Consider the following 25140-nt stretch of genomic DNA (forward strand, 5'->3'; position numbering starts at 1 on the left):
ACGGATCAGAACTGGGCAGGATCGCCACACTGGAATAAGTTGGTCGTCACAACAAAACTGGCTGACGGCAACGCTCCTCGGAGGCAACATGATGTCGGTGACAAGGCAGCTCGCCTCATGAGCACCGCACCGATCCTGCTCGAGATGCGGTCGATCACCAAGGAGTTCCCGGGCGTCAAGGCGCTCAGCGATGTCAACCTGGTGGTCCGCGAGGGCGAGATCCACGCGATCTGCGGCGAGAACGGCGCAGGCAAGTCGACGCTGATGAAGGTCCTCAGCGGCGTCTACCCATACGGTTCGTACAGCGGCCAGATCTTCTACGGCGGCACGGAGAGCCGCTTCGGCGACATCCGGGCCAGCGAGAAGGCCGGCATCGTGATCATCCACCAGGAGCTCGCCCTGGTGCCGCACATGTCGATCACGGAGAATCTCTTCCTGGGCAACGAGCCGACGCGCAACGGTGCCTACGACTGGAAGGGCGCCAACCGCAAGGCGATCGAGCTGCTGGCCCAGGTCGGCCTGCGCGACGATCCGGACACCCTCATCAAGGACATCGGCGTCGGCAAGCAGCAGCTGGTGGAGATCGCCAAGGCGTTCGCCAAGGACGTCAAGCTGCTCATCCTCGACGAGCCGACCGCCGCGCTCAACGTGAACGACTCCCGCCACCTGCTCGACCTGCTGCGCGAGTTCAAGCGGCAGGGCATCACCTCGATCATGATCTCGCACAAGCTCAACGAGATCGAGGACATCGCCGACTCGATCACGATCCTGCGCGACGGCAAGACGGTGGAGACCCTCCAGGTCGGCGCCGAGGGCGTCGACGAGGACCGGATCGTGCGCGGCATGGTCGGCCGCGAGCTGCACAATCGCTTCCCGGAGCACACGCCGAACATCGGCGAGGTGTTCTTCGAGGTGCACAACTGGACGGTGCGCCACCCCATCTCCGCGGACCGGCTGGTGTGCAAGAACTCCAGCTTCAACGTGCGCCGCGGCGAGATCGTGGGCTTCGCCGGCCTCATGGGCGCCGGGCGCACGGAGCTCGCGATGAGCCTGTTCGGCCGCTCCTACGGCGTGTATCTGTCCGGCCAGATCTTCAAGGACGGCCAGGAGATCCAGCTGAAGTCGGTCTCCGACGCGATCAAGAACGGCCTGGCGTACGTCAGCGAGGACCGCAAGTCGATCGGGCTCAACCTGCTCGACGACATCAAGACCTCGATGGTGGCCGCGAAGCTCTCCAAGATCACCCACCACGGCGTCATCGACCAGGTCGAGGAGCACAAGGCCGCCGAGCAGTACCGGGAGGCCCTGCGGGTCAAGGCGCCGACCGTCGACGAGGGCGTCACCAAGCTCTCCGGCGGCAACCAGCAGAAGGTCGTGCTGGCCAAGTGGATGTTCACCGATCCCGAGCTGCTGATCCTCGACGAGCCGACCCGCGGCATCGACGTCGGGGCGAAGTACGAGATCTACGGCATCATCCAGCGGCTCGCCGACCAGGGCAAGGGCGTCATCGTCATCTCCTCGGAGCTGCCCGAACTGCTGGGCCTGTGCGACCGCATCTACACCGTGTTCGAAGGCACCATCACCGGCGAGGTCCCCCGCAACGAGGCCGATCCGGAACTCCTCATGAAGCAGATGACCTCTACGAAGAAGATGCCGACGCGATGAGCCGATTCAAGGAACTCCAGAAGAACCTGTTCGGGGGCACGACCTCCAACGCCCGCCAGTTCACGATGATCTTCACGCTGGTGTTCGCCCTCGTGCTGTTCCAGATCCTGACAGACGGGCTGACGCTCAACTCCGGCAACCTGATCATCCTGACCCAGCAGTACGCATACATCTCCGTGCTGTCGATCGGCATGCTGATGGTCATCGTGGCCGGCCACATCGACCTGTCGGTCGGCTCGATCGCCGCGTTCACGGGCATCATCGTGGCCAAGGCCATCAAGGCCGGCCTGCCCTGGGAGCTGGGCATCGTGCTCGGCCTGGTCATCGGCGCGGTCATCGGCGCCTGGCAGGGCTTCTGGGTGGCCTACATCGGGGTGCCGGCGTTCATCGTCACCCTGGCCGGCATGCTGCTCTTCCGCGGCGGCAACCAGTTCATCGGCAGCGCCGAGACGATCCAGGTGCCGGAAGGCTTCAAGGTGATCGGTGCGGGCTACCTGCCGGAGTGGGGACCGAGCACCGGCTACAACAACTCCACGCTGGTCCTGGGCCTGCTGGCCGCTCTCGCGGTCATCTGGCGTGAGCTGCGGGCCCGCAAGACCCGCCGCGAGATGGAGGCCGAGCCGATCCCGGTTTGGATCACGGTCCTCCGCCTGGCCATCATGGTCGGCATCATCGTCTTCGCCACGCTGCGCTACGCGGGCGGCCGGGTCGGCACCAGCTTCCCGGTCTCGGGCTGCATCCTGGCCGCGCTCGTCATCGCGTACTCCTTCTACACCCGCAACACCCCGGGCGGCCGGCACATCTACGCGGTCGGCGGCAACGCCCGCGCCGCCGAGCTCTCCGGCGTCAAGCTGCGCCGCGTCAACTTCTTCGTCATGATGAACATGTCGGTCCTGGCGGCGCTGGCCGGCATGATCTTCGTGGCCCGCTCCGGCGCCTCCGGCCCGCAGGACGGCAACGGCTGGGAGCTCGACGCCATCGCGGCCGTCTTCGTCGGTGGCGCCGCCGTCTCCGGCGGCATCGGCACCATCAGCGGCTCGATCGTCGGCGGCCTGGTCATGGCCGTGCTGAACAACGGCCTGCAGCTGATCGGCGTCGCCACCGACCGGGTCCAGATCATCAAGGGTCTGTTCCTGCTCGCCGCCGTCGCGCTGGACGTCTACAACAAGAGCCAGGGCCGGTTCTCGATCATCGGTTCGATAATGCGGCCCTTCCGGCAGGCTCCAGCCCAGCCGGTCTCTCCACCCGAAACCAGCCAGGAATCCACCAAGACCCCGGTGGCCGGCTGAACCACCCGCCGCGACCCGCGGCAGACGCCCCTATCCCCAGTAACATCCCGAAAGAAAGGGCTTTCCTAGCCATGCGCAAGTTCCTCACCAGGAGCCTCGCGGTCAGCGCCGTCGCGCTGGTGGCGCTGTCTGCCACCGCGTGCGGCAACAGCGACCGCGAGGCCTCCAGCAACCCGTCCGGTGGTGCCGCCAAGGGCTTCGCCAAGGACGCGCTGATCGGCGTCGCCCTGCCGTCGAAGACCTCGGAGAACTGGGTCCTCGCCGGTGACCTCTTCACCAACGGTCTCAAGGAGGCCGGCTTCAAGTCCGACGTGCAGTACGCCGGCGCCTCGACCACGGTCGCGGACCAGCAGTCGCAGATCTCGTCCATGGTCACCAAGGGCGCGAAGGTCATCGTCATCGGCGCCACCGACGCCGCGCAGCTGGGCACCCAGGTCAAGCAGGCCAAGGACGCCGGCGCGGTCGTCATCGCGTACGACCGGCTCATCACCGGCACCGCGGACCTCGACTACTACGTCGCGTTCGACAACTTCAAGGTCGGCCAGCTGCAGGGCCAGGCCCTGCTGGACGGCATGAAGGCCAAGAAGCCGACCGGCCCGTGGACCATCGAGCTGTTCTCCGGCTCGCCGGACGACAACAACGCGGGCGTGTTCTTCAACGGCGCGATGGACGTGCTCAAGCCGCTCATCACGAAGGGCGACCTGATCGTCGGCTCGGGCCAGACGGACGTCAAGCAGACCGCGACGCAGGGCTGGAAGGCCGAGAACGCCCAGTCCCGCATGGACGCCATCATGACCTCGACCTACGCCAAGGGCGACAAGACGCTGGACGGCGTGCTGTCCCCGAACGACACCCTGGCCCGCGCGATCATCACCTCGGTGAAGGCCGCCGGCAAGCCGATCCCGATCGTCACCGGCCAGGACTCCGAGGTCGAGTCGGTCAAGTGGATCATGTCCGGCGAGCAGTACTCGACGATCAACAAGGACACCCGCAAGCTGGTTGCCCAGACGATCGAGATGGTCAAGAAGCTGCAGGCCGGCGAGCAGCCGGAGATCAACGACACCAACTCGTACGACAACGGCGTCAAGAAGGTCCCGTCGTACCTGCTCCCGCCGGTCATCGTGACCAAGGCGAACGCGGCCGAGGCCTACGCCAACGACCCGAAGCTCGCCCCGCTCACCAAGTAACACACCGGCACGACGTCGTGGGTCCCCGGAGTTGCTTTCCGGGGACCCACGATCGTTCTCCAGGCGAAGGGACCGCGCGTGTCCACCAGCCCACAGGAGTCGGTACGCAGGCAGAACCTGGGGGCCCTGCTCCGCTACGTCCACGTCCGCGGCGCGACGTCCCGCGCCGAGCTGACCAGCCGGCTCGGCCTCAACCGCAGTACCATCGGCGCCCTGACGGCCGATCTGGCCACCGCGGGCCTCATCGATGAGGGTGTACCGCAGGAGACCGGCCGCGCCGGCCGGCCCTCCATCGTCGTGCGCCCCCGGTCGTCGCGCGTCTACGGATACGCGCTCAGCATCGAGCTCGACCGCCTCCGCGCCGCCCGCATCGGCCTCGGCGGAAAGGTCCTCGACGTCCGCGCCGCCGACCGCCCGCCGGGCGCCGACGCCGGCCCGACCGTCGCCGGCCTGGCCGCACTCGTCGCCGACATGCGGCGCACCGCCCCCGTCGACGCCGTGTTCGTCGGCTGCGGCGTCGCCGTCTCCGGCTCCGTGCGCCACCACCTCGGCTGGGCGGATGCAACGATCGAACCGGCGCTCGCCGCCGCACTCGACGATCACCGCCTGGACCCCCGCCCCGGTGGCGGCCGCCCGCCGATCCTGGGCCGCACCGCCGACCTGGCCGCCCTGGCCGAGCACACCCGCGGCGCCGCGGCCGGCGTCGCCAACGTCATCTACCTGCACGGCGACGCCGGCGTCAGCGCGGGCATCATCGCCGGCGGCCGGCGCATCACCGGCTACGGCGGCCACGGCGGCGAGGTCGGCCACATGGTCGTCAACCCGGCCGGCCGGCTGTGCGGCTGCGGCTCGCGCGGCTGCTGGGAGACCGAGATCGGCGAGCGGGCCCTGCTGCACCTCGCCGGCCGCGCCGTACCGAACGCCGGCGCCGCCGTCTCGGCGGCCGTGCGCGCCGCCCGCGAGGGCGACCCGGACGCCCGCGCCGCGGTCGTGCACGCCGCCGACTGGCTCGGCTTCGGCGTGGCCAACCTGGTCAACATCTTCAACCCCACGGTCGTGGTCTTCGGCGGCACGCTGCGGGAGTTGTACCTCGCCGGCACCGACCACGTACACAACCGGCTCTACGCCATGGCCCTGCCGGCGTGCCGCGACCACGTGGGCCTGCGCACCCCGCAGCTCGGCGACGACGCCCCACTGGTCGGCGCGGCCGAGCTGGCGTTCGAGGCCCTGCTGTCCGACCCCCTCTCGCGGTAGCCGGCGCTTCGCCGCGGATCCGCGACCGTTTCGGTTGAGCGTGTCGTTCACGTAAGCTCGCAATTGGTGTGCCGGGAAGTCTGGTCGGCGTTTGGTGCCAACCGACCCGGAGGAGCTTCATGACCGGCAACACCGTGCGATGGGCGCAGCCTCGTCGCATCGCCGCGATCCTGCGCACCGAGACCGTCGGCGGGCTGCTGTTGCTCGTGGCTGCCGTGGTGGCGTTCGGCTGGGCGAATTCGCCGTGGGCGGCCCGCTATGCGAGCCTCGGCAACCTGCGGGTCGGACCGGCCGCCTGGCATCTGGATCTGACGCTGGCCGCGTGGGCGGCGGACGGCCTGCTGGCGGTGTTCTTCTTCGTGGCCGGGCTGGAGCTCAAACGCGAGTTCGTGGCCGGCGAGCTGCGCGATCCGCGGCGGGCGGCGCTGCCGGTGGCCGCGGCCGTCGGCGGTATGGCGGTACCGGCGCTGATCTACCTGGCGGTCAACGCGTCGGCGGCGGGTGACCTGCGCGGCTGGGCGGTGCCCACGGCGACCGACATCGCCTTCGCGCTCGCGGTGCTCGCCGTGGCCGGTTCCCGCGTGCCGCCGGCGCTGCGGACGTTCCTGTTGACCCTGGCCGTGGTCGACGACCTGCTCGCGATCCTCATCATCGCGGTGGCCTACACGGCCGGGCTGGCGGTCCTGCCGCTGTTGGCCGCGGCGGTGCCGCTGGCCGCGTTCGCCTGGCTGGTGCGCCGCGGCGGCCGGGGAACCCGGTGGTTGCTGGCACCGCTCGCCCTCGCGGTGTGGCTGCTGGTGCACGCGTCCGGCGTCCACGCCACGGTGGCGGGGGTGCTGCTGGCGTTCACGGTGCCGGTGGCACGCACCGGCGGGGACGATGCCGCGGCGCGGCTGGAGCATCGGTGGCGGCCGGTGTCGGCCGGGTTCGCGGTGCCGCTCTTCGCGTTCTTCGCCGCCGGGGTGCCCGTCGCCGGCGCCGCCTCGCTCGGCGCGGCCCTGCGCGACCCGGTCACGCTCGGGGTCCTGGCCGGGCTGACGGTCGGCAAGCCGGCCGGCGTGCTGGCCGCGACGTGGCTGACGCGTCGCGTGACCGGGGCCGCGCTGCCCGGTGGCTATGGTGGCCATGGTGGCCTTGCCCGGCGGGATCTGGTGGCGGCCGGGCTGCTGTCCGGGATCGGGTTCACCGTGTCGCTGCTCGTCGCCGAGCTCGCCTTCGGCGCCGGCGCTGACGAGCACGCCCGGCTGGCCATCCTGCTCGCCTCCTGCATCTCCGCGGCCGCGGCCACCCTGCTGCTACGCGCACGCCGCCGGCCGCCCGCGGACACGCCGGCGGCGCCCGTTCAGGCAAAGGCGATGTAGCGCAGCCACAGGTACGGGGCGCAGATGCCGACGGTGACCGCGGCGACGATCAGGCCGTACTTGGTGAACTGCCAGAAGCTGATCCGCTGCCCGGCGCGTTCGGCCAGGCCGAGGATGACGACGTTGGCCGACGCGCCGATCGCGGTGGCGTTGCCGCCCAGGTCCGCGCCCAACGCCAGGGCCCACCACAACACGTGCGGCCCGCCGGTGCTGCCGTCGGCGGCGGCGAGATCCGCGACGATCGGGCTCATCGTCGCCACGTACGGGATGTTGTCCACGATCGCCGACAGCACCGCGGACCCCCACAGCAGGGCCATCGCCGCCAGGTGCGGCTCACCGGCCACCGCGTCGGCGATGGCCCGGGACAGGGCGGTGATGGCGCCGGTGTGGACGAGCGCGCCGACCATGACGAACAGTCCGGCGAAGAAGGCGAGGGTCGGCCACTCCACGTCTTTGACGACCTCACCGGTGTCCAGGCGGGAGAAGGCCAGCAGGGCCAGGCCACCGACGATTGCGACCACCGACGGCTCCAGGTGGACCACGGAGTGCAGCACAAACGCCGCGGTGACCAGCGCGAGCACGATGAGGCTGAGCACGAGCAGCCGCGGGTCGCGGATCGCGTCGCGCTCCCGCAGCTGCATCACGGCCGCGGCCCGGTCGGGGTCGGTGCGGAACGCCGCGCGGAACAGCAGCCGGCACAGGCCGACGAACACCACCACGAGCAGGACGATGAGCGGGGCGAGATGGTTGAGGAAGTCGTTGTACGACAGCTCGGCGCGGCTGCCGATGATGATGTTCGGCGGGTCCCCGACCAGGGTCGCGGTGCCGCCGATGTTGCTGGCCATCGCCTCGGCGATCAGATACGGGGCGAGCGGCACGGCCAGGCGCTGACAGACCAGGAACGTGACCGGGGCGATGAGCAGGACGGTGGTGACGTTGTCCAGCATCGCCGACGCGACCGCGGTCACCAGGACCAGGATGACCATCACCGGGAACGGCCGGCCCCGCGCCCGCTTCACCGCCCAGATCGCCAGGTACTCGAACGCCCCGGTGCGCTTGAGGACCGCGACGATGAGCATCATGCCCAGGAGCAGGAACACGACGTTCCAGTCGATCCCGGCCTCGGCGGAGAAGAACGCGTGCTCGGCGTCGGTGGCGCCGAGCAGCAGCATGACGACCGCGCCGCCGAGCGCGGCCTTGACCCGGTGGATCTTCTCGGTGGCGATGAGCACGTAGGTGCCGGCGAACACCGCCACCGCCAGCCAGGCAGTGACGCTCACGCGGCCAGCATCCGGTCCAGCAGCGCGTCGAGGGTGATCGCGCCGAGCATGCGCCGCTCCCGGTCCACCACCGCCACGAGCGGCGTGCGGGTGCGGGCCATCAGCGCCGCGATCTCCAGCACCGTCGCCTCCGGGGACACCACGGCGAGCTCCCGGTTGTCCGGCGGCAGCGCCTGCGCCACCGTCCGGTCGCCCAGCTCGCGCAGCAGCAGGTCCGCGGCCGGCTCGTCCACGACCCGCGCCAGGGCCGGGTCGTCCTGGCAGTACGACGGGATCGCCATGCGCAGCACCTGCGTCCCGGCCAGGATCGTGAACGGGTAGCCGCGCTCGTCGAGCACGATCAGCCCCGGCAGGTTTTGTCCGGCCAGCAGCCGGGCGGCGTCCAGGGCGGGGGCGTCCAGCCGTACCGCCGGGAACTCGGCGGCCAGATCGCGAGCTCTCATGGTGTGTTCCCTTCCACCGGCGGGCCGGATCCGTCCGGTGCATCCTGTCCGGGCGCGCGGCGCAGCAGCCGCCGCCCGCGCGAGGCGAGCCGTTGCTGCCAGGCCGGCATGAGCTGTGGCTCGAACCCCCGGGCCACGATGATGTCCGTCGAGGAGTGCAGCACGATGCTCAGCACGATCGTCACCGCTACCAGCGTAAAGACCCGCTCGGCGGCGGCGATGCCGGACGCGAGTACCAGCAGCCCGTAGACCACCGAGGCGAACCCTTTGGGCCCGAACCACATCGCGGCCGCCTGCTCCCGGGTGCTGAGACCGGAGCGCAGGAACGACACCCACAGCGCCAGCGGCCGAGCCAGCACCAGGGCCAGGACCGCGAACACCCAGCCCGCCCATCCGACGCCGGCGAACAACCGGGGCGCCAGCAGCGCGCCGAACACCAGCAGGGCCACCAGCTTGAAGATCTCCGCGATCAGCTCACCGAAGTGCTCGAACGCCTCCCGCTCCCGCCGGCCCACCGTGGCCACCGTGATCCCGGCGGCGAACGCGGCCAGGAACAAGTTCGCGTGGCTCACCTTGCCCAGCGCCAGGACCAGCAGCCCGATCGCGACCGCGTTCAGGGGCAGGTACTGCTCCGACACCGCGAACAGCCGGGTCCGCTCCAGCCGGATCGCCACCCACGGCACGAGCACGCCGATCGCGATCCCGGCCACCAGCTCCACGCCGATCTCGCCCAGATGCAGCTCGTGCGAGCCCGCCGCCACCGCCAGCAGCACCACCACGAACGGCAGCGCCAATCCGTCGTTGACCCCGGACTCGACGTTGAGCAGATGCCGTAGCCGCGCCGGGACCTTGTCGTTGCCGACCAGCGCGGCGGCGAACACCGGGTCCGTCGGGGACAGGATCGCCCCGATCAGCAGCGACTCCGGCCAGCCCAGCCCGGCCACGAAATGCGCGATCACCGCCGTGACCAGCAGCGTCAACGGCAGCCCCCAGCCCAGGGCTCGGCCCGGCAGCCGCCACGCGCTGCGCAGATCGGCCCAGCCGACCCGCATCCCGTCGGTGAACAGCACCGCGAACAGCGCCAGCTCCGCCAGCGACGCCACCACCGGCGAATCCGCGGTCACATGAACCACGCCGGTCACCCCGTCACCGAGGATGAACCCGGCGGCGAGGAACAGCACTGCGGTGGACAGGACGGTCCGATGTGCCAGGGCCGACAGCAGCACCGCCAGCAACAGCACGGCAGCGAAACACAGCAGCAGCAGCGTCATACGGGTCCTGTCGGTCGGTAGGGTGAACACACACGCCGACCAGACTTCCCGGCACTCCGCCAAGCAAGCTACCCGAACACCCGCGCCACCGGAAGCAACAGCACGCCGACCGCAACGACACCGCACGCGCGGAACCGGTCGGCCAGCCCTGAGGCCGCCTCAGCGAGAACGGCGGTCCCGGGCAATGCGCTGACGGGCAGCCTCATAGAGGACCGCGGTCGCGGCGTTGGCGGCATTGAGCGAGCTGGCGCTGCCGCCCATCGGGATCCTGACCATCTGGTCGGCCAGCTCACGCCAGGAAGAACTCAGTCCCTTGGTCTCGTTGCCGATCAGGAGCAGCGTGGGACCGGTCAGGTCGAAGTCGAAGATGTCGACCTCGCCGTGCTCATCCGTGCCGACGACCCGCACCGGCGTTCCGGCCGCCCGGTGCGCCTCGAGCCAGACCATCACCTCTCGCGCTGCGGGAACCCGGACCGTCGGCAGTGCGAACAGCGACCCGGTACTCGCCCGCACAGCCTTGCTGTCGTAGACGTCGGCGGCATGACCGGCCACGATCACACCATCGGCCCCGAAGGCGTCCGCAGAGCGGATGACGGCGCCGATATTGCCCGGGCTCGTCGGCCGGTCGAACAGCACGCCGAGGAAGTCCCCGGAAACCTTGATGCGGCCGAGGTCGTCGTCCGGGATCTCCATGACCGCGATGACCTCAGGCGCGTCTTCGTCCTTCTCCCCCAGCTCGGCGAGAAGGTCGGGGGCCATGGCCACCTGCTCGACACGAGTCGTACGGAGCAGATCCAGGGCCCAGCCCGACAGTTGGTGCCGCACGTCGAAGATCAGGGTCCGGATCGGCCAGCCCCGCTCGATGGCAATGTTGATCGGCCGCACACCCTGCACGAGGAACTCGCGGGAACGCTGCCGCTTGTTCCGGTTGGTGAGCAGCGCCTGCCATTGCTGGAAGCGGGCATTCTTCGTGGTGATCCGCTGCGTCGGCGCCACCCGTTCCTCCAGATCGCGATCACTGAAGCATCCGGGTAGCTACGGCCGCTGTCCCCGCGCGTCCTAACGTTACCGGTACTACCCGGCAGCTGTTGCGCGACCGGGACTGAGGCGAACCGCCAGCTCGCGAGATCTCTGCCTCGCCGACCGGAGCCCGGCCCGGCGGGTGCGGCGCAGGCAGGGTACAAACGTTGTTGTGACCGCGACGAACGCCTGGCGGATCCTGCTGGCCGACGACCACCTCGTGGTGCGGGCCGGGCTGCGGGCCCTGCTCGCCGCCGACCCGCGGTGCCGGGTCGAGGGCGAGGCGGCCGGGCTCGACGAGCTGCGCACGGTCGCGCACCGGCTGCGCCCCGACCTCATCGTGCTCGACCTGAGCTTCGGGCCCGACAGCGCGCTGCCGGTCCTGCCGGAGCTGCTCGCGGCCGACCCGCCGCCGCGGATCGTGGTGCTGACGATGCACGACGACGTGTCGTTCGCGCGGGAGGCGTTCGCCGGGGGTGTGCACGGGTACGTGCTCAAGGAGGCCGCCGCCGACGAACTGCTGCGGGCGGTGGAGACGGTGATGGCCGGTTCGGTGTACGTCGACGCCGAGCTCGGGGCGCGGCTGGCCCGCAGCCGGCCGGCGGCCTCGGATGCGCTCAGCCCGCGCGAGCGGGAGGTGCTGACGCTGCTGGCCTCGGGGCACACCAACGCCGAGGTCGCCCGGCGGCTGTCGATCAGCCTGCGCACCGTGGAGACGCACCGGGCGAACCTGCGCACCCGGCTGGGCACGACGAGCCGCGCCGAGCTGGTCGCGGCCGCGCGCCGGATCGGGCTGCTGCCATGAGCGTGGCCACCAACGCGGCGAGGACCGGCACGAGGCGAACGCCATGAGCCGGGGCGAGCGGGTGCCCAAGGTCGCCGCGACCGTGCTCGCCGTGGCGGGGGCGATCCTGCTCGCCGTCGGCATCGTGCTGGAGCTCGGCAACATCGATCCGCGTGAGGAGCTGTGGGCCGGCGTCGGCGCGGGCGCGACGTTCCTGTTGGCCCTCGCGTGCGTGCCGGCGGGGGGCCCGCACCGCTTCGCCGTGCGGGCCCGGCTGCTCGCCGCCGCGGGCATCTCCGCGCTCATCGCGGTCGCCGGGCTCTGGCAGGGCAGGACGCGGCCGGCGCCCGAGGTACTGCTGCTGCTGATCCCGGTGGCCCTGCTGTTCGCCACCTCGGGCCTGACGCTGCGGGAGGCGGCCGTCGAGCGGCGCCGGGCCCGGCTCAGCGCGACCCGGTCCCGCCTCGACGGCGCGGAGGCCGAGCGCCGCCGGTGGGCCCGCGAGCTGCACGACGACACGCTGCAGGAGCTCGCGGCCGCGCATGTGCTGCTCGGCGCGGCGGCCGCGGGGCACGACCCGGCGGCGCAGGCGGCCGGCATCGCCGGCGCGCGGGAGATCGTAGGCCGGCAGATCCAGTCGCTGCGCCGGATCGTCGCGCAGATGCGTCCGCTCGCCCTGGACGCGCTCGGGCTGGCCGCGGCGCTGGAGGACCTCGCCCGGCACGCGCGCGACCGCGACGGGCTCGACGTGGAGGCGTCCGTCGACGGGCTGCCGCGGCTGCCGGCGGCGGCGGAGACGGCGGTGTACCGCATCGTGCAGGAGGCGCTCACCAACGCGGTCCGCCACTCGGGCGCCGGGCGGGTGCGGATCGAGGCCGGGCCGCACGGGCCGGGCCTGCGCGTGCTCGTGCGCGACGACGGCACCGGCCCGCCGCCGGACGGGTTCGTCGCCGGGCACGGGCTGCACGGCATGCGGGAGCGGGCGGAGCTGCTCGGCGCCGCGCTGGCGGTGGGCGCGGCCGATCCGTGCGGTACCGAGGTGCGGCTGGACCTGCCGCCTCAGGCGATGTAGTCCTCCAGCCGCGCCGGGGTGAGCCCGGCCTGCGAGATGGCCTGCAGCACGGCCAGGAAGTCGTCGACGAAGGCCGGGCGGAAGTGCATCAGCACGATGTCGCCGGGCTTGACGGCCTGGCCCGCCTGATACCGCACGATGCCCTTGTCCGTCGTCTCCCTCCAGAAGAACGCCGCCTTCATCCCGCAGTCGTGCACGACCTTGAGCGTGGTCGTGTCCTTGTCACCGAACGGCGGCCGGAACAGCACGGGCCGGCGCCCGTAGAGATTCGCGAGTTCGTCCGCCCCGCCGCAGATCTCGTGCCGCTGCACGTCGTAGGACTTGCCCTTGAGGTCGGGGTGGCTGATCGTGTGCGCCTCGATGACGGCGCCGTCCTGCTCGAGTTGCGTGAAGTACCCGGGATCGGACTTGATGGCGTTGATCTCCAGGAACAGCGTGACGGGCACGTGCGCGGCCTTGAGCAGCGCCTCCGCCTCGGGCACCTTCGTCCAGCCGTCGTCGATGGTGATGAACGCGATCGGCTGGTCGGTCGGGATGGCGCTGTACCAGCCCGCCGACGGCCCGGCCGGCACGGTGACCGGCTTCGGCGCCGGCGGCGCCGGGAAGTGCGGAATCCGGGCCAGCTGCGCTGCGCTGAGCCCGGATCCGCCCGCCGCCCCCGACCCGGAGGCCATCGCCGGCGCACCGGGTGTACCCGCCGCGCTCGACGCCGCCGGACCCGTTGCCGTCGCGCTGCACCCGGTGAGCAGCGCGCAGACGACCAGCAGCGCACCGAGCGGCGCGCGGTGACATGACCACATGTGCTTTCCGGCTCCGGTCAAAAGGGTTCGGTACCGCGATGACGTCAGCCTGCCGCCCCCGCCCGCTCCCCGGTTCGGTACCGGCCCGCAGCGTGGCTACGGGTTTCCCGCAGCCACAAAAGCCAGTCACAAAAGCCGGCTACCAGAGCCGGCTACCAGAGCCGGCTACCAGAGCCGATCGATGGGCCCGGGATACAGATCGACCCGCGCGCCGAGCAGCACGCCGGCGCGGGCGTCGAAGAGCTCGCCCATCGTCACCTTGTCGAACCCGGGCGCGTCGCTGGCCAGCGGGGCCTCGACGGTGCCCCCGACCAGCACGGTGCCCGGCAGCACCCGCCACCCGGCCGCCTCGTAGAACCCCCGCAGCGGCCGGTCGCAGGTGAAGATCCCGGCGTCGAGCCCGAGCGCGCGCATCTCGTCCCGGGCGGCGGCGACGAGCCGGCGGCCGTACCCGCGCCGCCGCGCCCGCACCGCGGTCACCACGGCGCTGAGCCCGCCGGCCGCGAGGCGCTCGCCGCCGTGCGCGATCTCCTTGCGCAGGATGTCGAGCGCGGCCACGACCGCGCCGCCGTCCTCGAGCAGCATCGCCACCGGCCGCAGCGCCGGGTCGTGCCCGCCGCCGCCCGGCCAGGCCTCCTCGCGCAGCCGGTCGGCCTGTGCCCGCAGCCCGGCGGGTTCGTCGCCGGCGGCGAAAACGTGGATGCGCACGTCAGTGATGATGGGCGTAGTCGGGCTGGGCCGGGTCGCCGGGGTGCTCGAAGCCCGGGGACAACCGGACCAGCGCCGCGCACCGCTCGTCGAGCCAGCGCCCGAAGGCCCGCTCGCGGGCGGCCTCAACCAGTATCTGGGCGATCTCGTCGCGGGCCGCGTCGAACGGGCCCGGGTGCCGGTCGCGGTTGCGCTCGTAGTAGTCGCGCGTCTCCGCCTCGCCGACCGTCACGTCCGCGGTCACCGCCGCGCGCAGGGCCTCGGCGTGCGGGTGCAGGGCCAGGACGGTGGCCGCGACGCCGCCCAGGCGCAGGGCCTCAGCCAGGGTCGGGTGCACCGGCCGCGCGGGCCGGCCGGCCCCGGTGAGCCCGCGCCGCCCGGCCTCGTGGTCGAGCACCGCCTCGGTGGCGAGCACCTGGACCAGCCACCGCCGCAGGTTGCGTCCCTCGGCGGTGGCGGGGTGCGGCAGCCGCGCGGCGTAGGGGCCGGCGCGCATCGCCGCCAGCCGCGCCTCGACCTCGGCGACGGTCACCGCCCGCGCGCCGACGTACGCGGCGACGGGGCCGGTCGGTGGGTTGGTCAGGGGGTCGCTCACGGCAGCACCGTCACCGGGACGGGCTCGGTGTAGTGCAGCTGGCCGGCGTGCGCGAGCCGGGCCAGCACCCACCACTGTCCCGGGGGATGCCCGGCCGGCACGCGCACCGGGAACTCCACCGTGGACGATCCGCGCAGCGTGAGGGACCGCCGGGCGACCGGCAGCAGCTCCCAGGTGTGCCAGGGCCCGATGAGGTGTACGTCCACGAGCACCTCCCCCACGGCGTCGGTCCCCAGCCTCAGGGTCAGCGACGCGGACTCGCCGCGGCGCAGGCGCAGGGCGGCGGGGGCGAGCGCCGCGGTGACCGTCTCGGGTCCGGACACGCCGACGAGCAGCCGGGTCACGTCGTACGGGCCCTGCGGGATCGACGCGCGCAGCCAGTGCGCGCCGGGCTCCGGCTCCGGCGGCGGGGTCACGAGCAGCGGCACCACCACGTGCCCGCCGGGCTCCAGGTCGAAGGGCACCGACGGCGGCTCGACCGTCCAGCCCGGCGGCGCGGCGAACGACAGCGTGCCCGCGGCCCGCGCCGCCGTCAGGTCGCAGGCCACGGTCGCGGTCAGCGCCACCGGGCCGCAGACCGCGGCGTGCGGCGGATCCAGGTGTACCGAGACGGGCATGTTCCCCAGTGGCGCCGGCCCGGCGTTGTGCAGCCAGTAGCGCGAGTACACCGGCGCGGCGGGCAGGAACGCGGCGGGCAGCGGGCGCGCGACGCCGAGCACGCACTGCCCGATTCCCGCGGCCGGCAGGGCGCCGTCCGGCACGGGCCGCTCGAGCAGGTCGACCGGCTGCCGGGACACCACCGGTACCGGCAGTCCGATGTGGACGTTCGCGGGGCGCCCGGCGGACTCGTAGTAGCGGGCGGTGACGGCGGAAACCGGCTCGGGCACCTCGCCCGAGGCGATCGGGTCCCCGGCGGGCTTGAGCGCGGTGAGCACGACGGTGGGCGGTTCGACCTGCACGAGCCGCGCGGAGGCCGGCGGCCCGGCCGGGACGGCGCGGGCGTGCAGCGGGTGGTTGACCGCGTGGCCGGCGGCGACGAGCCCGGCGGCGCGCCAGTCGCCGTCGCCGGCGACGATGCTGTAGTCGAACTCGTGGGTCCAGTGCTGCTGCTGGAAGTTGGACCCGTCCGGCGCCGTCCGCCGGGGCGGGTCGATCCACACCCCGGAGGGCCAGCCGGTGCAGGAGCGCACCAGCGACAGGTGCAGCGCGCCGCCGCGGTCCACGGCGAAGCCGGGCAGGCCGCGGTTGACGATGCCGACGGTGTAGTCGTCCAGATCGGGGTCTGGGTCTGGGTCGGGGTCGTCGAGCGGCGGCGCCACGCGCACGTCGCCGGCGTCGACGTCGGCGCACAGGCGCGCGACCGCGTCCTCGGCGACGACGAGCACCGGCAGGGCGCGTACGCCGGTGAGGTCGGCGTTGGGCGTCCAGACCTCGGCCAGGGGGCGCTCGGCCGGTATCCAGACCCGGCCGTCCTCGCGCAGCCGCCGCTGCGCGTGCGCGCCGGCGGCGGCGAGCACGGCCGCGGTGAAGGGGTTCGCCGCTGGGCCGCCGATCGCGATCCGCACGTCGGGCAGGTTGGAGTCGACGGCGAGCGAGCCGTACCGGGGGCCGTCGCCGACCGAGCAGGTCGCGGTGACGCCCTGCCGGACGAGGGCGAGGGCGAGGTCGCGCGCCCCCGTGGGCAGGGTGTCGCCGACGACGATCTCGGCGACGCCGATCGCGCGGGTGTGCGCGCCGGCGTGGACGCGGGCCGTCGAGGACAGCGCGAACCAGTGCTGGGCCGGGTTGTCCAGCGTCCACGGCGCCGTCTCGGTGTCGGCGTCGAGGATGCCGAACCCGCGCCCGACGACGGCGTTGCCGACCTCGCTGACCGGCAGCGCGCCCGGCACGTGGCACGGCCAGCGGACCCGGACGAGGTGGTCGGCGCCGGTGAACTCCGCCAGCCGGGTGCGCGCGTCGACGCGGGCCACGCCGTGCCAGAGGGTGAGGGTCTGGGTGTAGCGGGCGGGGCCGACGGCGCCGGCGACGGTGACGCGCTCGCCGAGCGGGCCCGTCTCGACGGTCACCGAGTGCGCGGGCCCGGCGGTCGAGCCGGCCGTGGCCGGTCCCTTGGGCAGCAGGTGCCACGGCCCCTCGTGCGCCCGCGGGTGGGCCGGGTACTCGTCGTAGACGAGCAGCTCGTTGCCGTGCCGCCCGGCGGCCAGCAGCTCGCGGCCGGTGCGCCGGTCCACCAGCGACGCGACGGCGCCGCCGTGCGCCGGGTCGACGGTGAGCCGGAAGGTCTCGTTCTCGATGGCGGTCGCGCCCGGGCGGGGCCGCCAGCCGTCGCCGTCCGCGGCGGACAGCGCGAAGGTGCGGTACCCGACGCCGGGCACGTCCCGGGCGAGGAACACCAGGTGGCCGTCCTCGACCAGGGCCGGCTCCCCGTCGACGAGGGCCCCGTCCAGCCCGTCCGGCAGCGGCGTGCGCACGACGTCGGTGCGGGTCCACGACGACGGGTTGAACACGGCGATGCGCGCCGGTCCGTCGCCGCCGGGCAGCCGGGCGCTCAGCGCGCCGAGGGCACCGTCGAGCACGCCGGCGGCCAGGTCGTGCGCCTGGCGCCAGCCGGTGAGCAGATCGAGGTACACCTGATCGGACTCCGACCCGGTGATGCCGTCGTGATGCGCGCCGAAGACGAGCTGGCGCCAGGCCAGGTCGGTCTCCTCGTGCGGGAAGGGCGCCCCGCCGAGCGCGGCGAGCGTCGCGAACGTCTCGGCGTCGGTCAGCAGCGCCTCGGCGTGCCGCTGGGCCTGCTTGGTGTCGATGAACGACACGTCCTTGCCGGTGTAGATCGGGTTCATGTCCCGGGTCTGCGGCGAGAACCCGTCGGCCTGCTCGCGTACGGCGGCGAAGAACTCGCGCGGCAGCCCGCACACGAACCGCGGCCAGGTGTAGCGGGCGTTCCAGTCGCGGTGGATGTCGACGACCCACTTCGCCGGCGGGCTGTAGTCGGTGCCCACGGGCAGCAGCACGTTGCGCGTGCGGGCGACCTTCTTGAGCAGCAGGAACAGGCGGTACACGCTCGCTTGCGCGGCGGCGAGGGTCGGCTGCGCGTCGATGTGCCAGCCGGAGGAGTAGTGGGCCGGCATGTAGTGGGTGAGCACGCCGCGGCCGCTGGGCGAGAGCCACTCGAACTCGGCGGTGAACTGCATCGAGGACGGGTCGCCCCAGCCGCGCTCGCCGGGCGTGTACGTGCTCAGCATCGGGCCCCACTGGTGGAACGGCCCGCGCGCCCACGACGAGGAGTCCAGGCCGGCCGCGGCGGCCAGGCCCGGGAAGTTCGGGTCGTGGCCGAACGCGTCGAGCTGCCAGGCGGTGCGCGGGTCGCCGCCGACGACGTCGCGCTGGAAGCCGATGCCGTACCGGAAGTTGCGGATCGTGGTCTCGGCCAGGGTGAGGTTGGTGTTGGGCTCGTTGTAGGTGCCGCCGACGAGCTCGAGCCGGCCCTCGCGCAGCAGCCGGCGCAGGTATGCGCGGTCCTGCGGGCACGCGTCCCAGTAGGGCTTGAGGTAGTCGAGCTCGGCGAGGACGAACTTGTACTCCGGGTGCAGCCGCGCGGTCTCCAGGTGCAGCCGCACCAGCTCGAACCCGGTGCGCTGGAAGTCCGCGCGGAACTCGGTGCCGGTCTGCTCCGGCCGGCCCCACGTGGCGGTGTAGGCGGCCTGCGTGTTCCACCACACCGGGTCGTAGTGGAAGTGCGAGACCATCCACACCGTCCAGCCGGGCTCGGCGACGACGAGCTCGGCGTGCCCGGTCGCGCCCCCGGCGGTGACGCTGACCGGCACGACCGTCCCCGGCGCGGCGTCGATAGCGACCGGTACCTCGACCACGCCGTCGCCGTCCGCCCGGCCCGCCACGCCGTCGCCGCGCACCTGCACGGGGCCGCGGACGCCGGACACCCGCACGATCTGCCGGTCGCCGACGAACAGCTCGGTGCCCTCGATCCGCATATGACCAGTGTCCGCCCCGGCGAGGGTGAATAAATTGTAGATCTTCTATATCGAACTGTACGATTCCCAAGCGTTCAACTACGGCCGCCTCGGCGGGCGGCCGTCCTTCCGGCCCCAGCCGGCCTCACCCCGCGCCCGGCGCGCCACAGAGCGGTGGCCGCGCCACGCCCCGGCCCGGGCCGCCGTCCGAAGGGAACATCGTGGCAATGAGCGAAGAAGCGGCGCAACCGCAGGCGTGGTGCGCCCATCGGCGGGTTCTCCTGGCGGGCCTCGGCGGCATCGGCGCCGCCACCCTGCTCGCCGCATGCGGCGGCGACGCCACCGCGAACGCCCCGGCCCAGACGCAGAACCAGGACCAGCCCCCGGCGGCCTCCGCCACGCAAGCGGCGGCGCTGGCCGACACCGCAGACGTCCCCGTCGGCGGGGGCATCGTCACCGGCGGGCTGCTGATCGTGCAGCCGGTGAGTGGAACTTTCAAGGCGTACGACGCCGCCTGCCCGCACAAGGGCATCCTGGTGAGCGCGCCGCAGAACGGCGTGGCCACCTGCCCGGCGCACGCCTCGACGTTCAGCATCACCGACGGCGCCAAGATCAGCGGCCCGACCCCGACCGGGCTGAAGGAGATCGCGGTCCGGGTCGACGGCACGAAGATCCTCCGCAACGACTGACGCGGGACCGGCGGCCGGACCCGACCGGCCGCCGGTCGTTGACGACTGTCCCGGCGACGCTCACCGAGCGGACCCGACGCCCTGCTCGGGGCGCAGCGCGGTGAGCTCCTCGGCGGGGACCGGGCGGCCGTAGAGGTAGCCCTGGGCGTAGCGGTAGCCGAGCCGCCGCAGCGCCTCGGCCTGTTGCTGGGTCTCCACGCCCTCGGCGACGGCGCGCAGCCGCAGCCCGTCGCTGATGCCGATGAGCGCCTCGGCGACGACCGAGTGCTCGCCGGCCTCGGTCACGTTGTCCACGAAGGACTTGTCCACCTTGAGCACGTCGACCGGGCAGGTGCGCAGCAGGCCCAGCGACGAGTGGCCGGTGCCGAAGTCGTCCAGGGCCACCTGGACGCCGTACCGCTGGATCTCTCGCAGCTCGTCCAGCGCCGAACCGCCGTCGAACACCGCGGTCTCGGTGACCTCAACCATGAGGTTCGCCGGCGCCAGGCCCGCGGCGCGCAGCTCGGCGCGCAGCCGCCGGGCGAAGCCGGCCTCGCGCAGCTGGCGCGGCGAGACGTTGACGGAGACGTACTGCAGCGCGTCCGGGCCGAGCTCCCGCCGCCACCGCGCCGCCTGCCGGCACGCCTCGGCGAGCACCCACTGCCCGATCGGGACGATGAGGCCGGTGCGCTCCGCCGCCGGGACGAACAGGTCCGGCCGCACCATCCCGCGCTGCGGGTGCTGCCAGCGCACGAGCGCCTCCACGCCGACGGTGTGCCCGTCGGCCAGCCGCACGATCGGCTGGTAGAACACCCGCAGCTGCCCGTCGTCGAGGGCGGTGCGCAGCTCGGCGGCGATGCGGGCCCGCTCGGCGCCGCGCTGGTCCATCGCCGGGTCGTAGGCGACCTGCCGCCCCTTGCCCCGCTCCTTCGCCGCGTACATGGCCACGTCGGCGCGGCGCAGCAGTTCGTCGGCGTCGGTACCGGCCCCGCCGACGGCCACGCCGGCGCTGGCCTCGACGACGAGGGCGTGCCCGGCGGCGTCGAGCGGACGGCGCAGCCCGGCCGCGATCCCGCCGAGGGTCCGCAGCGCCGCCGGCTCGTCGGCGGCCGGGAACACCAGCGCGTACTCGTCGCCGCCGAGCCGCGCGACAAGCCCCTCCGGCGGGCGCAGCTCGGACAGCCGCGCCGCGATCGCGGTCAGCAGGGCGTCGCCGGTGCCGTGGCCCAGGTCGTCGTTGATCGCCTTGAAGTCGTCGATGTCCACGAGCGCGACCGCCACCCGGCCGCCGTCGTCGTCGAGAGCCTCCCGGGTGTACTGCGTGAGCAGCCGCCGGTTCGGCAGGTGCGTGAGCGCGTCGTGGGTGGCCTGCCAGGCGAGCGTCTCCTGGTATTCGACGACCTCGCGCAGCCGCCCGTCCAGCGTCTCGACGAGGTCGTCGTTGTCGCGCAGCGCGGTGGCCTGCCGGGCGGCCACAAGCAGCACCAGCGCGACGGCGCCGATCGCGACGCCGAGGGTGTCGTCGCCGCCCGTCCGCGCGTCGGCGAGCAGCAGCGCGCAGGTGGCGAAGACGGCGAGGTAGGGCACGAGGCCGGGCCGGGCGCGGCAGGCCGGCGGCGCCGGCTCGACCCCGGCGGCGCGGCGCTGCCGGTCGGCGGCGAAGCACAGCACGAGACAGGTCATCGGCAGCATGACCGGGGTGCCGTTGAGGTAGGGCCGGTCGGCCAGCAGCGGGGCCAGCGCCCCGCCGGTCGCGCCCGCGCCGCCGGCGAGGGCCAGCAGGTACAGCGCCTGGCGGTCCAGCGGCCCGGTGCCGGTGAACGCGACCTTCACGAAGCCGAACACGCACACCGCGCCGCAGGCCACCAGCGCGATCACCGCGCGGGCGCCGGCCGCGTTGCCGCCGGACCACTCGTTCCAGTGCCGGAGCAGGAAGTGCCAGGCGAACGTGAGCACCGCGACGATCACCGTCGCGGAGTCGAGGCCGAAGCGCAGCCACTCGCCGCGGGTGCGCCGCGCGGCCGGGATGCGCAGCAGGCCCCACAGCATGACGAAGAGGCCGGCCAGGTAGACGACCGCGGTCAGCGGGCCGACGTGCTGGGGCAGGACGATGCCGCGGTACATGTCGACGGCGTTGCTGAGCCCGCCGAGGCCGATGAACACCGTGCCGAGCCCGATGTGGCGCCAGAAGCGGGCCGCGCCGGGCGCGATCCCGGGCGCCACGGTCGTCGACCGGCACGCGGCCACGGCGAAGCCGATGGCGAACGGCACCGCGACCCAGCCGACCATCGCCGGTATCGGCCGCAGCAGCCCGACGGCGAACCACACCTCCGTCAGGACCGCCAGGAGCGAGGCCGCGACGAGCAGCCGGGTCGGACGCCAGGTCGCCACCCTCTCCACGCCGACGAGATCGGCACGCGGGTGCCGTTCATGAACCAAACGCTCATGAACCAACGTCGGCCCCGCCGTGACCTTCCCGAGGATCGCGACGGCCTCCTCCTCGATGGGCGTGGCCACCGGTCAGGAACTACGACGCACGGCGGCGCCGCCGCACACCATATACCTCCCCCACGACCTCCCCCCACGACCTCCCTCACGACCCTCCTCACGACCCCTCGCGCCCGCTCGCCGGGGCAGGTGGCCGCGCGTACCGTCGGTGGTATGACCGAGCCCCCCGAAGATCGGCCGAAGCCCGAGGCCCCCGAGCCCTCCGCGGCCGCCGAACCGCCCAGGGCGCCTACGCCCCCGCCGCACGCGGCTCCTCCCCCACCTCCCCCGCCTCCCCCGCCGCCGTTGGCCCCGCCGCCGCCCGGCTCCGGATGGGGCGACGCCCGCGGCTGGGTGGGCACGCCCGGCCGGGCCGCCCTCGTCGCGGTGATCGCAACGCTCGTCCTCGCCGTCGTCCCCTGCTCGATCGGCGCCTTCCTCGCCGGCATCGCGATCGGCTCCGTCTCGACCGGCGACCACCATCACTGGGACGAGCGCCGTCACGGCCCCTACGACGGCCCCTACCCAGGGCCCGGGCCGCGCATCGAGAAGCCCCGGCCCGGCGAGCCCGCACCGACGAAGCCCCTGCCGAGCAAGGTCGCCCCGGCCCCGTCCGCGACCTGATCCGTGACCCGATCGCCGAACCGGCGGCCGGGACCGTTCGGTCCCGGCCGAACGGTCCCGTGGCTACGGTCGGCGGCATGGAGTTTCCGATCGTCACCGACGCCGACGTCACCACCCTCGTCGACGCGGCCGTGGCCGAGGTCCTCGGGATCGCCGACGGCTGGCTGGGCTGGGACGGGCGCCCGGTCGCGTTCGACGGCAACGCGTGGACCCCGCACAAGGCGCTGCGCCGCGTCACCGACCACCTGATCGACCACCTTGCGGAGATCGAGTGCCGGCTCGCCGGGCTGTCGCCGTTGCCCGACGCCTGGCACGGGCGCACCGTCACCACCCACGCCGACTTCGCCCGGTTCACCGAGAGCGACCTCGACGAGGCGACCAGCCGGCTGACCCGGCTCGCGGCCTGCTACCGGGCCCGGCTCGGCGGGCTCGGCCCGGACGCGCTCGACGGGCGGCCGGCCCCGGACACCTGGACCCTCCGGGAGGTCGTGCACCACGTCGCCGGGGTCACCTACTACGCACGGGCGATGTCCGGGGCATGAACGGCGGTGAATCCCGGCCGCGTGTATCAGGCGGACGGCGGCGCGCTCATACATGATGTGAGGCACAGCCGACCGGTGGGAGGACCCCATGGGCTACCTGGACCCGCAGACCGAGGCGCCGCGGCGGCCGACCCCGGCGCAGCTGAGCAAGCCCGACGCCGGGGTGCTGTACCTGCGCTCCTACCTGCTGATGCGGGCGGTGATCGGCTGCATCGGGCTGGCCCTGCCGTTGCTGCTCGTGCTCGGCGACCTGGCGCTGGAGGGCGGCGGGATCCGGGGCTCGCTCAGCGCGTACTTCTACACCGGCATGCGCGACGTCTTCGTCGGCGCCCTGTGCGTCACCGGCCTGTTCCTGATGACGTACAAGGTGTTCGAGCACAACCTGGACAACCTGCTCAGCATGGTGGCCGGCGTCGCCGCGCTCGGCGTGGCGCTGTTCTGCACGGGCCGGCCGAAGGGCTCCACGGTGGCGCTCACCCCGCTGCAGGAGCGCCTCGGCGAGACCCCGGTGGCGGTGGTGCACTACGTCAGCGCCGCGGTCTTCATCGTCTCGCTGGGCGTCATCAGCCTGTACTTCGGCATCCGCGAGGGTAAGCGCACCGAGCTGACCGGCCGGCTCTCGCCGGCGTTCTGGCGCCGCTTCCACTGGGCGTGCGCGGCCGGGATCGGCGTGGCCGTGGTCTTCATCGCCGTCACCGAGCTCACCGGCTGGTTCGACCACTACTCCCTCATCGTCGGCGAGACCCTGGCCATCCTCAGCTTCGGCGCGTCGTGGCTGATGAAGGGCCTGGAGCTGCGTGTGCTGCTCGGCTCGAAGCCGAACGCGGAGCCGCTGCGGTCGCAGGAGGCGGCGACGGCCGGTTGATCGCCACGCCGCCGCGGCTGTGGCAAGGTTGGGGCATGGTGACGGCGAGACCGGCCGCCGGGGGCGGGCGTTGGGTGGAGATCTCGCCGGAGCGGCTGCGGGGGTGGCTCGACGGCTTCTACGGGCGCCACCAGGGCGCCGACGAGCACGGGCTTGTCCTCACCGGGGCGAACAACGGCGACAAGGCGACGCTGCACCCGCCGCCCGGCCTCGACGGGGTCGCGGACGTCGACGCCCTGCTCGCCGGGCTCGCCGTGCCGCCGCGAATCGGGCTGCTGCTGGCCCGCAAGGGCGCGGTCGCGGCCGGCGTCGCCGACGGCACGACGATCACCTCGTCCAAGGTGGAGCGCTTCCATGTCCATGGGCGCACCGCGGCCGGCGGGTGGTCCCAGCAGCGGTACGCCCGCCGCCGCGACAACCAGGCCGACGCGGTGGCCGGCAAGTCCGCCGACATCGCGGCGCGGGTCCTGCTGCCCGAGGTCGACTCGCTCGCCGCGCTGGTGTGCGGCGGCGACCGGGGCATGATCGACGCGATCCTCGCCGACCGGCGCCTGGCGGCCCTCGAGGGGCTGCGCCACCCCCGGCTGTTGGAGGTCGCCGAGCCGCGGCTGGCCGTCCTGGAGGAGGCCGCCGTCGCCGCGCGGAAGGTCCGCATCCACCTGGTGCCGTAAAGGGGCGGGCCGACCGGCTTTCGCCGATCGGCCCGCTTGTCAGAGGTACACGGTGGAATCGGGTTTAGGGGTAGTTGACCACGTTGGACGGAGTGACGCTGGAGGCCTGCGCCGCCGCCCCGGTGTCGTTGATGACGTGCGTGATCGAGCCCTTGCCCAGCGACACCGTCAGGATGTCGTGGAACTTGACGTTGGCGTTGTTGGGCACCTCGTATGAGTGGTACGCCGCGATCGACGGGTCCGTGGTGAACACGCAGTAGCTGCCCATGCCCCACGCCTCGTGCGAGGTGACGGTGTTGGCCACCTTGTACGCGGCGTAGCCGGTGATGCCGTCGTGCGACCAGGCGGCCGCGCTCGGCGGGTCGTAGGGCAGCTCGTTCTGGAAGAAGATCGTCTTGCCGCCGTTGCCGTTCCAGATCACGTTGTACTTCTCGAAGTGCTCGACGAACAGGCCGTAGGCGGTCACGTTCTGGCCGTTGACGATGAGGCCCGTGTCGGACGGGTTGGAGGTCCAGCCCGCGCCGTCGCCGTGGTCCGCCCGCCACGACCAGATGTGGTCGATGATCGTGTTGTTGTTGTTCAC

At 72.9% G+C, this 25140-nt stretch carries 21 protein-coding genes and 1 pseudogene; 12 read left to right on the forward strand and 10 right to left on the reverse strand.

Annotated elements, in window-relative coordinates:
- Nucleotides 1-117 precede the first annotated feature (117 nt).
- The 5 genes from mmsA (at nucleotide 118) to nhaA (ending at nucleotide 6756) form a co-directional block, all read left to right on the forward strand.
- The gene (gene mmsA, locus ACGFI8_RS42360; RefSeq protein WP_392813409.1) at nucleotides 118-1665 is read left to right on the forward strand and encodes a multiple monosaccharide ABC transporter ATP-binding protein; all 1548 of its coding nucleotides are present in this window, start codon (nucleotides 118-120) and stop codon (nucleotides 1663-1665) included.
- The gene (locus ACGFI8_RS42365; protein ID WP_392813410.1) at nucleotides 1662-2954 is read left to right on the forward strand and encodes a sugar ABC transporter permease; all 1293 of its coding nucleotides are present in this window, start codon (nucleotides 1662-1664) and stop codon (nucleotides 2952-2954) included. Before mmsA ends, ACGFI8_RS42365 begins: the two co-directional genes overlap by 4 nt.
- Nucleotides 2955-3025: 71 nt before the next feature.
- Nucleotides 3026-4141, forward strand: coding sequence for a substrate-binding domain-containing protein (locus tag ACGFI8_RS42370; RefSeq protein ID WP_392813411.1), 1116 nt, complete (start codon nucleotides 3026-3028; stop codon nucleotides 4139-4141).
- A gap of 78 nt (nucleotides 4142-4219) precedes the next feature.
- Nucleotides 4220-5395, forward strand: a complete 1176-nt coding sequence (locus ACGFI8_RS42375) for an ROK family protein (protein ID WP_392813413.1) — start codon at nucleotides 4220-4222, stop codon at nucleotides 5393-5395.
- Nucleotides 5396-5514: 119 nt separating this feature from the next.
- Nucleotides 5515-6756 (forward strand): Na+/H+ antiporter NhaA, encoded by a 1242-nt coding sequence (gene nhaA, locus ACGFI8_RS42380; protein ID WP_392813414.1) that lies wholly within the window; start codon nucleotides 5515-5517, stop codon nucleotides 6754-6756.
- Here nhaA and ACGFI8_RS42385 read toward each other — a convergent pair.
- The 4 genes from ACGFI8_RS42385 to ACGFI8_RS42400 all read right to left on the reverse strand — a co-directional run bounded on the left by ACGFI8_RS42385 (nucleotide 6738) and on the right by ACGFI8_RS42400 (nucleotide 10746).
- Entirely contained in the window at nucleotides 6738-8036 is a 1299-nt protein-coding gene (locus ACGFI8_RS42385; RefSeq protein ID WP_392813415.1) for an SLC13 family permease, read from the reverse strand. The two genes, nhaA and ACGFI8_RS42385, sit on opposite strands and share 19 nt — an antisense overlap.
- The gene (locus ACGFI8_RS42390) at nucleotides 8033-8479 is read right to left on the reverse strand and encodes a CBS domain-containing protein (protein WP_392813416.1); all 447 of its coding nucleotides are present in this window, start codon (nucleotides 8477-8479) and stop codon (nucleotides 8033-8035) included. The genes ACGFI8_RS42385 and ACGFI8_RS42390 overlap by 4 nt, the downstream gene beginning before the upstream one ends.
- Nucleotides 8476-9750: a cation:proton antiporter gene (locus ACGFI8_RS42395; protein ID WP_392813418.1), complete on the reverse strand. Its 1275-nt coding sequence runs from the start codon at nucleotides 9748-9750 to the stop codon at nucleotides 8476-8478. The genes ACGFI8_RS42390 and ACGFI8_RS42395 overlap by 4 nt, the downstream gene beginning before the upstream one ends.
- 159 nt (nucleotides 9751-9909) lie before the next feature.
- On the reverse strand, nucleotides 9910-10746 hold the full coding sequence (locus ACGFI8_RS42400; RefSeq protein ID WP_392813419.1) for a TrmH family RNA methyltransferase: 837 nt from the start codon (nucleotides 10744-10746) through the stop codon (nucleotides 9910-9912).
- A gap of 196 nt (nucleotides 10747-10942) precedes the next feature.
- Between ACGFI8_RS42400 and ACGFI8_RS42405 the strand changes: the two genes are divergently transcribed.
- Together ACGFI8_RS42405 and ACGFI8_RS42410 are read left to right on the forward strand one after the other, a co-directional pair.
- Nucleotides 10943-11575: a LuxR C-terminal-related transcriptional regulator gene (locus ACGFI8_RS42405; protein WP_392813421.1), complete on the forward strand. Its 633-nt coding sequence runs from the start codon at nucleotides 10943-10945 to the stop codon at nucleotides 11573-11575.
- 43 nt (nucleotides 11576-11618) lie between these two features.
- The gene (locus ACGFI8_RS42410; RefSeq protein ID WP_392813422.1) at nucleotides 11619-12626 is read left to right on the forward strand and encodes a sensor histidine kinase; all 1008 of its coding nucleotides are present in this window, start codon (nucleotides 11619-11621) and stop codon (nucleotides 12624-12626) included.
- Here the strand turns inward: ACGFI8_RS42410 and ACGFI8_RS42415 are convergent.
- From ACGFI8_RS42415 to ACGFI8_RS42430, 4 genes are all read right to left on the reverse strand, one after another.
- Nucleotides 12614-13426, reverse strand: coding sequence for a polysaccharide deacetylase family protein (locus ACGFI8_RS42415; RefSeq protein WP_392813423.1), 813 nt, complete (start codon nucleotides 13424-13426; stop codon nucleotides 12614-12616). The two genes, ACGFI8_RS42410 and ACGFI8_RS42415, sit on opposite strands and share 13 nt — an antisense overlap.
- A 165-nt stretch (nucleotides 13427-13591) precedes the next feature.
- Nucleotides 13592-14134 carry a GNAT family N-acetyltransferase gene (locus ACGFI8_RS42420; protein ID WP_392813425.1) on the reverse strand — a complete coding sequence of 181 codons (543 nt, stop codon included), beginning with the start codon at nucleotides 14132-14134 and terminating at the stop codon, nucleotides 13592-13594.
- Nucleotide 14135: 1 nt separating this feature from the next.
- On the reverse strand, nucleotides 14136-14729 hold the full coding sequence (locus ACGFI8_RS42425) for a hypothetical protein (protein ID WP_392813427.1): 594 nt from the start codon (nucleotides 14727-14729) through the stop codon (nucleotides 14136-14138).
- Complete coding sequence (locus ACGFI8_RS42430; RefSeq protein ID WP_392813428.1) at nucleotides 14726-18721, reverse strand: glycoside hydrolase family 38 C-terminal domain-containing protein; 3996 nt, start codon at nucleotides 18719-18721, stop codon at nucleotides 14726-14728. The genes ACGFI8_RS42425 and ACGFI8_RS42430 overlap by 4 nt, the downstream gene beginning before the upstream one ends.
- A 206-nt stretch (nucleotides 18722-18927) precedes the next feature.
- On the opposite strand from ACGFI8_RS42430, the gene ACGFI8_RS42435 reads away from it, so the two are divergent.
- A complete protein-coding gene (locus ACGFI8_RS42435) occupies nucleotides 18928-19389 on the forward strand; it encodes a Rieske (2Fe-2S) protein (RefSeq protein WP_392813430.1) in 462 nt (153 codons plus the stop codon).
- A gap of 60 nt (nucleotides 19390-19449) precedes the next feature.
- Here the strand turns inward: ACGFI8_RS42435 and ACGFI8_RS42440 are convergent, their stop codons facing one another.
- Entirely contained in the window at nucleotides 19450-21885 is a 2436-nt protein-coding gene (locus tag ACGFI8_RS42440) for a putative bifunctional diguanylate cyclase/phosphodiesterase (protein WP_392813432.1), read from the reverse strand.
- Between the two features lie 144 nt (nucleotides 21886-22029).
- Between ACGFI8_RS42440 and ACGFI8_RS42445 the strand changes: the two genes are divergently transcribed.
- From ACGFI8_RS42445 to ACGFI8_RS42460, 4 genes are all read left to right on the forward strand, one after another.
- On the forward strand, nucleotides 22030-22479 hold the full coding sequence (locus ACGFI8_RS42445; RefSeq protein WP_392813434.1) for a hypothetical protein: 450 nt from the start codon (nucleotides 22030-22032) through the stop codon (nucleotides 22477-22479).
- 77 nt (nucleotides 22480-22556) lie between these two features.
- Nucleotides 22557-23021: a hypothetical protein gene (locus ACGFI8_RS42450; RefSeq protein WP_392813436.1), complete on the forward strand. Its 465-nt coding sequence runs from the start codon at nucleotides 22557-22559 to the stop codon at nucleotides 23019-23021.
- A gap of 88 nt (nucleotides 23022-23109) precedes the next feature.
- On the forward strand, nucleotides 23110-23886 hold the full coding sequence (locus ACGFI8_RS42455; RefSeq protein ID WP_392813437.1) for a hypothetical protein: 777 nt from the start codon (nucleotides 23110-23112) through the stop codon (nucleotides 23884-23886).
- A 35-nt stretch (nucleotides 23887-23921) separates the two neighbouring features.
- The gene (locus tag ACGFI8_RS42460) at nucleotides 23922-24557 is read left to right on the forward strand and encodes an acVLRF1 family peptidyl-tRNA hydrolase (protein WP_392813439.1); all 636 of its coding nucleotides are present in this window, start codon (nucleotides 23922-23924) and stop codon (nucleotides 24555-24557) included.
- Nucleotides 24558-24621: 64 nt separating this feature from the next.
- Here ACGFI8_RS42460 and ACGFI8_RS42465 read toward each other — a convergent pair.
- Nucleotides 24622-25140, reverse strand: a pseudogene (locus tag ACGFI8_RS42465) (sialidase); the annotation flags it as partial.

The organism is Dactylosporangium sp. NPDC048998, assembly GCF_043197855.1.
In the GTDB taxonomy this organism is placed as follows: domain Bacteria; phylum Actinomycetota; class Actinomycetes; order Mycobacteriales; family Micromonosporaceae; genus Dactylosporangium.